This window comes from Roseburia sp. OM04-10BH, assembly GCF_003462605.1.
In the GTDB taxonomy this organism is placed as follows: Bacteria; Bacillota; Clostridia; order Lachnospirales; family Lachnospiraceae; genus Roseburia_C; species Roseburia_C amylophila.
The window spans coordinates 60,103-74,629 of sequence record NZ_QTZI01000009.1 but is presented as its reverse complement, the minus strand read 5'-3'; the positions used below and the strand labels follow the sequence as shown (position 1 = coordinate 74,629).

The window sequence follows — 14,527 nt, the reverse complement described above, 5'->3', positions numbered from 1 at the left end:
TTGATTGTAACAAATGCATATTTATAATACAAGTAAAATATTTATTGACAGTAAAATATTTATAAAATCCGATTCCCTTCTGACAGGAAGGCTACTTCACTTTTCCAAATAATTTTCTGGCATTTTCCCAGGTAACTGTTTCCACTTCTTCCGGTGTTGTTCCGGTCAGTTCGGCAATGGTTTTTACTACATAAATAAGATTCCTTGAATCGTTCCGGGTGCCACGATGCGGTTCCGGTGCCATATAGGGACAGTCAGTTTCCAATACAATGTGAGGCAGTCCGATTTCTGCCACGGTCTCCTTTAACTTCTTTGCATTTTTGAAGGTAACTACACCGCCGACACCAATATAATATCCCATTTTCACATATTCTTTCGCCATTTCCTTGGAATAAGAATAACAATGAATGACACCCGGAATGTCATCCTTATGGGCCTGCTGCATAATTTTCATGGTATCCTCTGCGGCATCTCTGGAATGAATGATAACCGGAAGACTCATTTCTTTTGCCAGTGCAAGCTGGCGGCAGAATATTTCCCGCTGTGCCTGCTGCACTGTTGGCTCCTTATCCCAATAATAATCAAGCCCGATTTCTCCGATGGCAACGGTTTTCTCCCAGGAAGCCTTTCCCTTTATCCATGCTAAATTTTCTTCCGTTGCATCTTCGATATTGCTTGGATGAATTCCGATTGCTGCATAAATATAATCGTATTTCTCTGCCAGTGCTACGCTATCCACGCAGCCGGCAAAGTCTGCGCCTACGTTAATTACCCGCTTTATGTTCTGCTCCGGAAGAGAAGAAACAAGCTGTTCTCTGTCCTCTTTGAATTTCTCATCATCATAATGTGCATGTGTCTCAAAAATCATAAAAATCCTCTTTCTATTTTACAAATGCTGGTAATAAAATACCGCCAGCTGCGTCCGGTCTCTTAGGGACAGCTTTTCTAATATGCTGCTGATATAGTTGCGGACAGTTCCTTCACTTAAGAATAATGCTTCCGCGATTTCCTTGTTGCTGCATCCAAGTGCCACCTGGTGAATGATTTCCTGCTCTTTTTCACTGATATCATAGCTGGCATAGTCAAAGCTTTCCTTATTCTGCATCAGAACCGGAAGCTTATTCACAATTTCCCCACCAAAAACGCTCTGTCCGCTCATGACTGCATTTAACGATGGAACAATTGCTGCAAAATCCTGCTTCAGGCAATAGCCTTTCGCACCGATTCGTAACGCCTCCACAATATATTCATCATCGGAAAATGTGGTCAGAAACAGCACCCTTGCCGTCTTGTCTTCTGCAAGAATCTGCTCTGCCGCATCCAGACCATTCATTGGCTTCATCTGGATATCCATTAATAAAATGTCCGGCTGAAGCTCTTCATATAATTTTACCGCTTCACTTCCATCGGTGCCTGTTCCAACTACCTCCACTCCCTTGGCGCAGAGAATGGTCTGCAGGGAAAATACCACATCTTCGTCATCATCTATTATCAGGACTCTCATACTGCCTCCTCTTTCTTTCGAATTGATATAAATATTTTAAAACCTTTTTCGCAGTTTACATGAATGCTTCCGCCCAGCGACTCCACACGTTCCCGCATATTCGAAAGTCCCATGCCTCCGGCTGCACTCTTAAGGTCATCCTTTTCTTCCCGCATCTGCTCCGTTGCCTTTTTCTGCTTTTCCTCATCCGTACCATTGTCCTCGATGGTCATCTGATACAGTGCCGGATGTTCCCTGAGAACAATCTCAATCCGGTCACCGTTGCTGTATTTGACAATATTTGACATTGCTTCTTTTACGGCTGCGATAAAACAATATTTAACTTTTCGTGGAACATTCTGTGACATATCGTATTCTAAATCCAGATGATAATGCTGCTTCATTTCCCGGGTTGCCTCTAATAATGCCTGCTTTAAATCCACGGAATCATCATGCAGATCATGCACACTTTCCCGGATATTATTCATGGCAAGATTTAAGGTATCATTTACCTTTAAAAGCTGACCATGCAGCGGCTCTTCCTCATATACGGTGCTCAGTGCTCCCATCTGAAGGATTGCCCGGGAGAGCATATGCCCCACATTATCATGGATTTCCCTTGCAATCCGGTTCCGCTCCTTTAGCGTTGCCATATAGATTTCCGTATCCTGTTCCTCTAAAAGCTTGCGGTTCTTCTCCCTCATCACAAGGCTTAACTCTGTGCTGGTATCCCGGAGTCGTATCAGATTCCGCTTCAACTCCGTTGCCTGCCTGGTGCAATGAGCCAACAGCACCGCCACTAATGATAAGAACAGCCAGATGGCTGTCATCCACGGCTGGTACACCGGCAGTGCATAAAAGAATAAAACTGCAAATCCCATGCCCCACCACAGACTGAACCAGAAGCTGTCAAAAAATACCAGCGGCAGCAAAAAAGTAAAGCCCGGCTCGATTAGACACAGTACTGCCATTGCTATCAGCAATGCACCAATGACTTTCCGGTTTTCAATATAAAGAGTCAACGCTGCCACAATCAGACCAATGATGAAGATTACAACTCTGCGGTAGTCTCCCTCTAAATGGAAAATAAGGCAGCTGCACATGGCAAAAAGAAGTAACTTATCCAGTATTCTTAACATTTTTCTTCCCCTTCCTTAGGGTTCTACTTCATTTACTGTATCATTTTTCCTAAGATATGACAAATGTCATTTTATTTCCTGACAGAATGCACTTACCAGTCCTCCGCTCACTCTACTATACTACATTTATAAAACCGCTATTATTTATCTCTATCTACAGGAGGCATAACATGGATGCAATACAGATTTCACACTTGAAAAAATATTATTCCGATATAAAAGCAGTAGATGATATTTCTTTTTCTGTTAAAAAAGGAGATTTATTTGGACTGCTCGGTGTAAATGGTGCCGGAAAATCCACTACAATTCATATTCTTTGTACCTTACTGAAAGCAACTGCAGGAACTGTCAAAATATGTGATTACGATGCTTTAAAAGAAGCCGATGCCATCCGCAATAAAATTGGAGTTGTTTTTCAGAATAATACTTTAGATGATTATCTGACAGTAAAAGAAAATCTTTTGATGAGAGGCTTTCTATATGAAAAAGATTTAAAGACGGTTCAAAAAAATCTCTATGAGATTGCCGAAATTCTTAACATTCAAAATTTATTATCACGACCTTTTCGTAAATTATCCGGTGGTCAGAAACGACGCTGCGAAATTGCCCGGGCACTCATGAATACTCCTGAAATATTATTTCTAGATGAGCCTTCTACCGGGCTTGACCCGCAGACCAGAAAACTTATGTGGGACTGTCTGGAAAGTCTCCGGTTAAAGCGCCATATGACAATTTTTCTCACCACACACTATATGGGAGAAGCCTCTATGGCACAACAACTTTGCATTATGGATGCCGGAAAAATCATTGCTTCCGGCTCTCCATCCCAGTTAAAAAATAAATATGCTTCCGATACTTTAAAAATCTATACTGACAAAATTACACCATTGAGCCGGGAATTGGCTGCTCTTTCACTGGCTTCTTATCGTCTCCCTAACGGAATTGCAATTCCCCTATCTACTACCAAAGATGCTTTGCATATCATGCCCCGGATAACCACTCCCTATGATGGCATTGAAATTATTCAAGGCAGTATGGATGATGCTTTTATTCAAATAACAGGAAAAAAACTGGAGGATTAACCTATGATACTAATTTCATTTATAAAACGTAATATCTTACTTTATTTCCGAGACCGAATCAGTGTATTCTTTTCTCTTCTTTCTACTCTTATTGTGTTAACCCTTATGATTGCATTTCTCGGACAGGGAAATATTGATTCCACAATTCAGGTTCTTGGAACCGGTCTGAAATACGAAGCTGTTCATGCATCTTCGCTCATCATTATCTGGACCATTGCCGGTATCCTGGTTGTCAATGCCGTAAGCATTTCCATGACTCTGGTGGGAACCATGGTAAGAGATGAGGAATCCGGTAAGATATCTGCATTTTTTGTTGCACCTGTAAAACGTGGATACTATGTTGCAGGTTATGTCATTGCTGCAATTATTGTCTCCTTTATCATGTGCCTGCTCACATTGATAATCGGAATCATCTATCTTGGTATTGCTAATGGCTCCTTTATAACTGCCCATGATACTTTAGAAATTCTCTTTGCACTTCTTGCAATTATTTTTTCCTCTGCTTCCTTTGTCTTTTTATGCGCTTCTTTTATTCATACCAATAGTGCATTCAATGGTCTGACCACGCTTTTGGGTACTCTGATTGGATTTTTTGCTGCAATTTATGTTCCATACGGCAATATGCCCCAGACTCTTAAATATATCATCCGCTTTCTTCCAGCCTTTCAGGGGGCTTCCGCCATTCGTGAAATCTGGATGAATCAGGAATTGCAATGGTTTCATTGCCCCTCCGAAATAAAGACCGGATATGCGGATTATATGGGACTTACCATTTCTTTTGGAAATGCCACTCTTTCCCCTCATATGAAAATACTATATATGTTTATCTCAGGTCTTATCTTCCTTGGTCTTGCAACGGCTATTCTTTCAAGGAAAAGACAACAGGAACGTTAAGATATGACAAATGTCATTTTATTTCCTGACAGAATGCACTTACCTTCTGTACCTCTTTTCCCTATACTTAGGTTATAAGCAATTACCCTAAAAAAGGAGGAAACCTATGAGTACCCCAGTTGTAAAAATAGAAAACCTGGTGAAACGCTACAAAGAGCTTGTAGCATTAGACCACTTTAACTTAGAGATTGAAGAAGGTGAGATTTTCGGTCTGCTCGGTCCAAACGGTTCCGGCAAGACTACGACCATCAACTGCCTTCTTTCCCTGCTTTCCTATGACAAAGGAAACATTGAAGTATTTGGGAAAAAGATGAACCCGGATAGTTATGACCTAAAGCGGCAAATCGGCGTTGTTATGCAGAACGTTGCCGTAGTGGATGAACTGACGGTATATGAAAACATTGATTATTTCTGTGGGCTTTATGTAAAAGATAAAGCACTCCGGAAACAGTATGTAGAGGAAGCCATTGCTTTTGTAGGCTTAGATGATTTCCGTAAATTCTTTCCGAAGAAATTATCCGGCGGACTTTTAAGGCGGTTAAATATTGCCTGCGGCATTGCCCATAAACCAAAGCTGATTATCATGGATGAGCCGACCGTTGCCGTTGACCCGCAGAGCCGGAATAAGATTCTTGAGGGAATCGGGGAGCTGAACCGGAACGGTGCCACCATCATTTACACCTCCCATTACATGGAAGAGGTGGAACAGATTTGTTCCCGGATTGCCATTATGGACAAAGGAAAAAATCTTGCCATCGGCACGAAGGATGAATTAAAGCAGATGATTAAGAAGAGCGAAAGCATTTCCATTGATATCTTAGACCTGCCGGATGCAGCAATCGATGAAATCCGTGCTTTAAAACATGTTTATGAAGTAACTTACGAAAATCACATGCTGACCGTTTTATGCAGCGGTGGAAGCCACAATCTCATTCATGTGCTGGATTATCTGCAGCAGCATGAGATTACCTTCGGAAAAGTGTATTCCGAGCTTCCGACCTTAAATGACGTATTCTTAGAGATTACCGGCAAAGAATTAAGAGACTAGGAGGAGAAAGATATGCTTCAAATCATGAAATATCATTTCCGGATTCTCCTTAGAAATAGGGAGCAGATGTTCTGGATACTGCTTTTTCCGATTCTGCTTGGCATTATGTTCAAGGTAGCATTTTCCAATATCAGCAGTTCCGAAATACAAAAGCCGGTTTCCATTGCTGTTGTAGAAGAAAATAATTCGGATGCATTAAAAAATATCAAGACCTTTTTAGAAAAAATGGAATTAAAAGATGGCGTTGCCCTCTTTGTTCCAACCTACTGCACAGAAGAAAAAGCCGTTTCCCTGTTAAAGGACCAGACAGTGGATGGCATTTTGTATACAGATGATTCTGCATCTGATACAGTCACACTTTCCCTTACGGTTTCTTCTTCCAGCTCTGATACCGTCCGCATGAATCAGAGTATTTTGCAGGCATTTGTAAAGCAGTACAATTCCTCGGTTTCTGCCATTGCGGATACTGCAAAAAATCACCCGGAGAACTTAGAAGCACTGCTTCAAAGTCTCTCTGAGCAGGTTACTTATACCAAAGAAGTTTCTTTAAACAAACATAATACCGATACTTATACACAGTACTTTTACAATCTGATGGCTATGGCATGCCTCTTTACCAGCCTTTCCGGACTGTATATTTCCCTCAATAACCAGGGAAATCTCTCCGCCATTGGTGCAAGACGCAATATCTCTCCGGTTCATAAAATGAAGGTCATTATAGCAGAGCTTTTTTCCAATGTGATATTCCAGTTTATCTGTAATCTGGTTTCCTTTGCATTTATTGTACTGGTGCTTAAGATTGATTTAACCTACCATCTCCCACTGGCAATCCTAACGGTATTTGTCGGCTGTCTGACCGGAACTACCATGGGCTTTTTCGTAGGTGCCATCGGAGCCTTTTCCGAGGGAACGAAACAGGGAATTCTTGTCTCCGGCAGTCTGCTGCTTTGCTTCTTAAGCGGGCTTATGGTTGGAAATATGTGGATCATTGTCGAGAATACCTGCCCGGTTATCAACCGGATTTCACCGGCTGCCCTGATTTCCCGTGCCTTCTATACACTGGGCATTCAGGATAACCTAAACCAGTATTACCAATGTATTCTGACATTGATTGGCATTTCCGCTCTCTTCTGTTTGGGTGGATTCTTACTGACAAGGAGGAAAAGATATGCAAGTATTTAAAACTTTTCTGAAAATTGCAAAGAAGAAATTTCCTTCGGTGCTTTTATACTATATTATTTTTACCGTTGTTGTAATTGCCATGAGTAAAATCGGAGCATCCGACCATGAAACTTCTTTTGCTGCCACAAAGGCAGACATTTATATTATTGACGAGGATAACAGCACTGCAAGCCACGCTTTAAGTGATTATCTTTCCTCCATGCACAATCCGGTCACTTTAAAGGATACGGATACTATGACCTTACAGGATGCCCTTTATTATCAAAAGGTTGACTATATTTTAACCATCCCGGAAGGTTTTGAAGAACAGCTTACTGATTCTGATGCCAGAGATTTCCTTCCGGTTTCCATGCGAAAGGACAACTCCAATGGCTATTTTGTAGACCAGCAGGTAACTGAGTATCTTTCCAGTGTCCGCTTATTTATGGCTGGTGGCTTCTCTCTTTCCGAAGCAGTAACAAAATCCAGTGAATCACTTTCCAAAGGAAACGATACTACGGTTCTTAAGCTTGAAGAAAAGGAAACGGATGGTGCACAGATTGGACTTACCTATTTCTTCCAGTATCTTCCTTATGTACTCATTAATATGCTGTTACTTGGTATGACTCCTATTCTGATGACCTTTAACCAGAAAGATTTAGGTGCAAGGATTTCCTGCTCCTCTCTTTCCTTAAAGTCCAGAAATGCGCAGATTACTTTAGGATGTATCGTATTCAGTCTCTTTGTATGGCTGCTCTTTATCCTGACTGCACTTTTTATCTACGGACCAGACACTCTGTTCTCGATAAACGGACTCCACTCTCTTTTAAACAGTGCCATGGTTCTGCTGTTTTCCATAGCACTTACGCTCCTTGTAAGTACTTTTGCACTCAAACAGCAGTCCCTCAGTATGATTGCAAATGTTGCCTCCCTGGGATTGAGTTTCCTCTCCGGAATCTTCGTTCCGCAATACCTTTTGGGAAAAGGTGTTCTTGCTGTGGCGCATTTTCTTCCAACCTACTGGTATATCCGCCTCAATTCCATGCTGGGCGGTATATCGGATGAAATACTTACCACTGCGAAATACTGGCGCTTTATCGGTATCCAGTTTGGCTTCTTCGTCGCAATATTCTGTATTTATCTGGTTTCCAGCAAATACCAGAAACGCAGCCGCAACGCATAATAGAACCCCCGGAAAAACCAATTTGCAATAGTTCTTCCGGGGGTTCTTTATATAGCTAATCTGAAAATCTTATAATTAGCAGATTTCTGCTCCTGCCGGCATATCCTTTTCCGGTGTCAGAAGTGCTAATTCTCCATTTTCATCCTCTGCGCAAAGTAACATTCCTTCAGATAATACACCTGCAAGTTTTGCCGGTTTTAAGTTTACTAATACCATAACTTTCTTGCCGACCATTTCTTCCGGTGTGTACTGTTTGCGGATACCGGATACAATCTGTTTTACCTGGCTTCCGATTCTTACCTGTGAACACAGTAATTTCTTGGATTTCTCTACTGCCTTACACTCGATGATTTCCCCAACCTGGAACTGCATTTTCATAAAATCATCATAGGTAATCTCTTCTTTTGGCTCGATGTCGATTACTTTTGCATTTTCATCACTTCCTGCACCTTCTACCGGTACATCTTTGCCTAATGCTTTCTGCTCTGCTTCGAATTCTGCTTTCTGGGCAGCGCGGATTGCTTCTACCTTCGGCATTACTTCCTTCGGGTCTAATCTTGCAAAAAGAATCTCTGGTTTCTCCGTTACTTTATTATCATTTGGATAAAGTCCAAACTGATTCAGCTCATCAAATCCACGCAGTCCTGTATTAAGCTGCGCTGCGATTTTCTCTGCAGTCTCCGGTAGGAAGCTTGCTAAAAGGCTTGCGCCGATAGCGATGGACTCGGTCAGATTATAAAGCACTTCGCTTAAGCGGTCTTTCTTTGCTTCATCCTTTGCCAGTACCCAAGGTGCTGTTTCATCGATATATTTGTTGCAGCGGCGGAATACGTTAAATACTTCTGTAATGGCATCTGCCACACGAAGTCCGGACATCTTATCTGCAATCTTATCTCTTGCGCCGGTTACAACTGCCTTCAAGTCATTATCTACTTCTTCTGTGACTCCGGTGCTCTTTACGACACCGTCAAAATATTTATTGCTCATGGAAATGGTACGGCTTACCAGGTTTCCAAGGATGTTGGCAAGGTCGGAATTGAAACGCTCTACAACCAGCTCCCAGGTAATGATTCCATCATTTTCAAATGGCATCTCATGCAATACGAAATAACGGGTTGCATCTACACCAAAGAGGTCTACCATATCATCAGCATAAATTACATTTCCCTTGGATTTGCTCATTTTCTCGCCACCCTGTAAGAGCCATGGATGTCCAAATACCTGCTTTGGCAGTGGCAGGTCTAATGCCATTAAGAAAATCGGCCAGTAAATGGTATGGAAACGGATGATATCTTTTCCTATTAAGTGTAAATCTGCCGGCCAGTTCTTCTTGAATAAATCGGAAGAATTGCCATCTGCATCATAGCCAATCTTTGTAATGTAGTTGGTCAGTGCATCCAGCCATACATATACTACATGCTTTGGATCAAAGTCTACCGGAATTCCCCAGGAAAATGAGGTTCTGGATACACATAAATCCTGAAGTCCCGGAAGTAAGAAGTTGTTCATCATCTCATTCTTACGGGATACCGGCTGGATAAACTCCGGATGCTCATTGATATATTCGATTAACCGGTCTGCATATTTGCTCATTTTAAAGAAGTATGCTTCTTCTTTTGCCGGCTGCACTTCACGGCCACAGTCTGGACATTTTCCATCTACTAACTGGGACTCCGTCCAGAAAGACTCACACGGAGTACAATAAAGTCCCTCATAGGAACCCTTATAAATATCACCTTTATCATAAAGTTTCTTAAAAATCTTCTTAACCTGTGTCTCATGGTCTTCATCGGTAGTACGCACGAAATTATCATAAGAAGTATTCATCAAATCCCAGATTCTCTTTACTTCTCCGGCAACTTCGTCTACGAACTGCTTCGGTGTAATTCCTTTTTCCTCTGCCTTTAATTCAATCTTCTGTCCATGTTCATCGGTACCGGTCTGGAAATATACATCATAGCCTTCCAGTCTCTTGTATCTTGCGATTGCGTCTGCCAGTACAATCTCATAAGTGTTTCCAATGTGCGGTTTACCTGATGTGTAGGCAATCGCGGTGGTCATGTAAAACTTTCCTTTGCTGCTCATCTTCATTCTCCTTTTTATACTTTTGGTGCTCCTCAAGCGTTCCTGCGAGCCGCTTCGCTACTCGCGACCTGAGAAACTTCGTTTCACAAGCATTCCTGCGAGCCGCTTTTCGCTACTCGCGACCTGAGAAACTTCGTTTCACAGGTTTTCGCGGTGCTCCTCAAATGCTCGTGCAAGCACGGCATTTTCATCGCTACTCGCGAAAAAAAATCCCGCCTTCTAATGAAAGAAGACGGGTGTTATCCGTGTTACCACTTCTATTTTACACATACCTTACAATATGTGCCTCATGAAGTATCCTGCCATACTTCCCGCTATAACAGGCGGTCCTGTCGAAGCCTTGTCTCTTAGGATTCAGCCCCGCCACTCCAAAGCCATCTTCCATCTATCACCCTTGATTCCATCTCAGCTAAACCCTGCGGTTCATTGGAACTCTCTGTACAATTCCGATAAATGTACTCTCTTCTTCCTTGCGTTTATCATCTAGGTGTAAAACTAACACAATTTATTTGAAAAGTCAACCTTTGCAACCGGACCATCCGATATCCTTAAGCTTCACAAATTGCCTTTATCATCTGGTAAATCTCATCTTTATTTTTCTGCAATACTAATTCAAGTTCAGAATACAGAAGATTTTCTGCCAGATTAAAATAACGTCCATCTACTGTAGTTGTTTTCTTTCCCTGCTCCTGGCGCGTCTTTTTCCTCTGATAGATTAGCTTTATAATACAATTTGTTGGAATCTGCTACAAAATCCGGATTTACAATGTCCTTTATTTTGCATACTCCATTTGTTGATTTTACAATATATGCTCCAATTGGATACATTTTCTCACCTCTGACACCGCATATTTTCGCTTTTTATGATAAACTTTTCAGTCTGCGATTTCAAAGGCACTTTTTCACAATTTTAGAATTGCTATGGTTGTATATTTATTCCACATGGAAATACTGTACGCTTCCTGCCAGCTGGTCAGCAATCTCACGAAGCTGCTCTGCGCTCATGTATACCTGCTTAAAGGTATCTACAACCTCTTCCGTATCTTCGTAAGTCTTTTTCGTTCCGGATACACTGTCCTGCGCTATATTAGAAAGAGTCTCAACTGCCTGCAGAACCTCATTTCTCACATTCGCAAGATGCTCTGTGGTCTCTTTAATCTGCTGGATACTCTGCATGGAATTGGCTATCTGTGCCACAACCTCTTCCACCACCTTCTGGGTATCCTGCATGCTCTCACTCTGGCTCATAATGATTTCCTGCATCTTCTGCATAATCTCTACAGCCTTCTGGGAATCCTCACTTAACATCATGGCAGTCTCTTCAATCTCACTGCTGGACTGGTTAGACTGCTCAGATAATTTCTTAATCTGTTCTGCAACTACGGCAAATCCTTTTCCGTTCTCTCCTGCTCTGGCTGCCTCTATGGATGCATTCAGACTAAGTAAATCTGTCTCTTCTGCAATCGATGCGATAAATGCGGTTGCTTTGTAAATCTGCTGGACAGAATCGTTGGTACGGTTGGTCTGTTCCTGTACTTCGCCAATAATCCGCTCTACTTCGCCATTGATGCGCTGGAGATTTGCCAGTGTCTCCGCTGCTTTTTCACTGGATTCATGCATAAATGCCGCATTGCTGTTTAATGCCTCCACCTCAGCAGAAGTCTCTGTTATATTATCTCCCATCAGCCGCATATGTTCTGAGGTACTCTTTGAATTCTCTGCCTGCTCCGTAGAATTTTCTACAATACGGTTTACGGCTGTGCGCACCTTATTCATGGTTCCATTGGTATTATCGGCCGCTGTTCCAAGCAGAGAAGATGCCTCTAACAACTTCTGCACATTCTGATTGATTTCAAGTGTTGTCCGCTGCATCGCATCACGCAGGGTAATCGTAACTCTGGAAAGGTCTCCGATTTCATCCTTACTCTTAAGCAGCTTATTATTCACCTGTACATTCAAATCGCCTGCTGCAATCTTCTCCACCGTTTTAATACTGGTTCTGATATTCCTGCTGATAGTGCTTGCCAGCTTCGTGCTGACAATCAGGCAGACCAGCATAATTGCCACCACCGCTGCCACAATCGATCCTAAAAGCCGCATTACAACAGCATCTTTATCCTGCTTATTGGTTCCTACGAATACCATTCCCACAATATCTGTATCGGAGCCATTCTGATATACCGGCATAAAATAACCATAATTTAAAGTTCCTTCTATAGATACTGCTTCACTAAAATATTCTTCTCCACCATTTAATACTTTTTCTACAATGACATCTCCTGCTTTGGATTTTAAGATACGATTTCCATTCTCATCCGTTGCTGAAGTCATGATTCGTTTATCTCCATAGAAAAAAGTTACATCCATTCCGGTATTATCTTTAATCCGGTCTACCAGATTCTCTGATTTGGAAATATTGTAACTTCCCTTCCAGATGTCCCCATTGCTGGTCTCAAGATAATCTCCGGTATTCTGGTCATATGCTGCCAACGTTGCGGCAGCGGTTCCCTTTAATGCATCCTTTGTCTCATCCATCATGGAATTCTTTACCATGGTTACGGTAAATAGTATGGTGATAATTCCTAATATCAATACCGGTCCAATTGTAATTGCCAGAATTTTTTTCTTTAGATTCATTTGCATCCCCCTACTCTACCACTTCAACCGTCTTAAAATACCAGTCTATTCCTCCGGTAATTGTCGCATCATCTAATGTTTTTCCTTCTTTTCCTACGGTTTCTCCGGTATTGGTCTCAATTACACCATCAAACACGCCATTTTCCCCGGAAAGGATTGCTGCCTTTGCCTCTTCAACTTTCTCCGTAGTTCCATCTGCGCAGAAATCAGCAAGCGACGTAAGTCCTACCAGGTTCTCATTCATTCCTCCATAATAATTGCTGCCATCCCAGGTTCCGTCGATAACACTCTGCACTGCTGATGTATAATAGGCACTCCAGTTCCAGATAACACTGCAAAGACAAGCCTCCGGTGCATTTTTACTCATATCAGAATTATAACCGATACTATAAACACCTTTTTCCTGTGCCAATGTCTGCGGATATTCTGTATCACAATGCTGTGCAATTACATCACAGCCCATGTTAAGAAGCGTCTCTGCTGCCGCCTTCTCTCCGTCCGGATCAAACCAGCTGTTTGTAACTTTTACATAGACCTTTGCATTCTGATTGACAGAATAAATTCCCATTGCAAATGCATCAATTCCGCCGGTTACCTCTGAATTAGTTGAATCCATCGCTGCCACATAACCGATTTTATCGGACTTTGTATTCATGCCCGCCACGATTCCGCTCAAGTAACGTGCCTGATAAATTCTTCCAAAATAATTATTGAAATTCTTTCCATTGCTCATATATCCGGTTCCATGGGAAAAATAAATATCCGGATATTCTTCTGCCATCTCTGCGGTGGTCTCCATATAACCCCAGCTTGTGGTGAAAATAATATTACAGCCTTCGTCAATGCATTCCTGTATTGCTGCTCTGGTTGCATCTGCATCAGTATCCGAAATATTAATTTTACGCACAATCTGGTCATCGGAAAGATTTAAGTTCTGCTGCATTCCCTGAATACCAAGATCATGGGTATATGTATAACCACTTCCCTCTGCCGGATCGGATAGATGAATGACACCTACCTTAATCTCATCCTTCGGTATCCCCCCGGTATCACCCGATGTGTTATCCGCCACTGCTTCCGTGCCTTCTTCTACGCTGTCACTGCCTTCATTGGTAGCATAATCGTCTAACTGCGTGCTTTTCCCGCACCCGGAAAAAACCAAGCTGGCTACCAGTAATAAAGCACCGGTCAGCTTTATCATTCGTTTCTCCATAAATTACTGCACCTCCCTATACCTTTCTCTTCCCTATTGGTATACCATTTATTATATCTTATGTTTTTTCATAAAACAACCTACCCATTGGTATGATTTTCTCAAAACAAATGGGTAGGTTGTCCACTAATCTTCAAAGATATTCAGTTTTGCTCCACATTTTCCACAGAACTCTGTGTCCTCCGGCACAGTAGCGCCACACTGCGGGCACTGACGCGCTCCTTTAATCTTTAATACTTCCTCTTTCATATGGTCAATTGCTGCAAATGCCTCTGCAATTGCCTGCATCTGCTGTCCATATGCACCATCTGCTTCTTCCTTGTGGTCTTCATAATAAAGCTTTCCAATCTGTGCATACTGCTTTTCAATAAAATCCTCTTTTGCCTTGATGTCAAAGTTTAACTTTGCAGTTCCGGATAAATCCTTTGCCTTCTGTGTGACATCCTTTCCTGCAGTTACCAGTTTCTCTCCCATGCGGTCAAAAAAATCCATTGTGTATCCTCCTTTTCTTACTATATTCCCCTGTGCGTCCGCACTTTACCTGATTATATACCTCTTGATATTGCTTTTCAATTGGGCGAATTTTAAAAAAGAATAAAGTT

Annotated in this window: 13 protein-coding genes; 5 read left to right on the top strand and 8 right to left on the bottom strand. The window is 41.9% G+C overall.

Features of this window, described 5'->3' with window-relative positions; all coding sequences use genetic code 11:
• Window positions 1-91: 91 nt before the first annotated feature.
• From DXB43_RS10260 to DXB43_RS10250, 3 genes are read right to left on the bottom strand one after another with little or no spacing between them, the layout of a single operon-like run.
• Entirely contained in the window at window positions 92-868 is a 777-nt protein-coding gene (locus DXB43_RS10260; protein WP_117947494.1) for a TatD family hydrolase, read from the bottom strand.
• Between the two features lie 18 nt (window positions 869-886).
• Window positions 887-1,504: a response regulator transcription factor gene (locus DXB43_RS10255; RefSeq protein WP_117947493.1), complete on the bottom strand. Its 618-nt coding sequence runs from the start codon at window positions 1,502-1,504 to the stop codon at window positions 887-889.
• Window positions 1,501-2,622 carry a sensor histidine kinase gene (locus DXB43_RS10250; protein ID WP_117947492.1) on the bottom strand — a complete coding sequence of 374 codons (1,122 nt, stop codon included), beginning with the start codon at window positions 2,620-2,622 and terminating at the stop codon, window positions 1,501-1,503. Before DXB43_RS10250 ends, DXB43_RS10255 begins: the two co-directional genes overlap by 4 nt.
• A gap of 170 nt (window positions 2,623-2,792) precedes the next feature.
• Between DXB43_RS10250 and DXB43_RS10245 the strand changes: the two genes are divergently transcribed.
• The 5 genes from DXB43_RS10245 to DXB43_RS10225 all read left to right on the top strand — a co-directional run bounded on the left by DXB43_RS10245 (window position 2,793) and on the right by DXB43_RS10225 (window position 7,990).
• Window positions 2,793-3,704: an ABC transporter ATP-binding protein gene (locus tag DXB43_RS10245; RefSeq protein ID WP_117947491.1), complete on the top strand. Its 912-nt coding sequence runs from the start codon at window positions 2,793-2,795 to the stop codon at window positions 3,702-3,704.
• Window positions 3,705-3,707: 3 nt separating this feature from the next.
• Window positions 3,708-4,598 (top strand): ABC transporter permease, encoded by an 891-nt coding sequence (locus DXB43_RS10240; RefSeq protein ID WP_117947490.1) that lies wholly within the window; start codon window positions 3,708-3,710, stop codon window positions 4,596-4,598.
• Between the two features lie 106 nt (window positions 4,599-4,704).
• Window positions 4,705-5,646: an ABC transporter ATP-binding protein gene (locus DXB43_RS10235; RefSeq protein ID WP_117947489.1), complete on the top strand. Its 942-nt coding sequence runs from the start codon at window positions 4,705-4,707 to the stop codon at window positions 5,644-5,646.
• 12 nt (window positions 5,647-5,658) lie between these two features.
• Window positions 5,659-6,828, top strand: coding sequence for an ABC transporter permease (locus DXB43_RS10230; protein ID WP_117947488.1), 1,170 nt, complete (start codon window positions 5,659-5,661; stop codon window positions 6,826-6,828).
• Window positions 6,815-7,990 (top strand): ABC transporter permease, encoded by a 1,176-nt coding sequence (locus DXB43_RS10225; protein WP_117947487.1) that lies wholly within the window; start codon window positions 6,815-6,817, stop codon window positions 7,988-7,990. Before DXB43_RS10230 ends, DXB43_RS10225 begins: the two co-directional genes overlap by 14 nt.
• Window positions 7,991-8,065: 75 nt before the next feature.
• On the opposite strand, the gene metG is transcribed toward DXB43_RS10225, so the two are convergent.
• From metG to DXB43_RS10200, 5 genes are all read right to left on the bottom strand, one after another.
• Entirely contained in the window at window positions 8,066-10,075 is a 2,010-nt protein-coding gene (gene metG, locus DXB43_RS10220; protein ID WP_117842250.1) for a methionine--tRNA ligase, read from the bottom strand.
• Between the two features lie 645 nt (window positions 10,076-10,720).
• The gene (locus DXB43_RS10215; protein WP_227701260.1) at window positions 10,721-10,903 is read right to left on the bottom strand and encodes a hypothetical protein; all 183 of its coding nucleotides are present in this window, start codon (window positions 10,901-10,903) and stop codon (window positions 10,721-10,723) included.
• Window positions 10,904-11,008: 105 nt separating this feature from the next.
• Window positions 11,009-12,712, bottom strand: a complete 1,704-nt coding sequence (locus DXB43_RS10210) for a methyl-accepting chemotaxis protein (protein WP_117947486.1) — start codon at window positions 12,710-12,712, stop codon at window positions 11,009-11,011.
• A 10-nt stretch (window positions 12,713-12,722) separates the two neighbouring features.
• Window positions 12,723-13,925: a BMP family ABC transporter substrate-binding protein gene (locus DXB43_RS10205; RefSeq protein WP_117947485.1), complete on the bottom strand. Its 1,203-nt coding sequence runs from the start codon at window positions 13,923-13,925 to the stop codon at window positions 12,723-12,725.
• 126 nt (window positions 13,926-14,051) lie between these two features.
• Window positions 14,052-14,417, bottom strand: a complete 366-nt coding sequence (locus tag DXB43_RS10200) for a zinc ribbon domain-containing protein (RefSeq protein WP_022244247.1) — start codon at window positions 14,415-14,417, stop codon at window positions 14,052-14,054.
• Window positions 14,418-14,527: the final 110 nt, after the last annotated feature.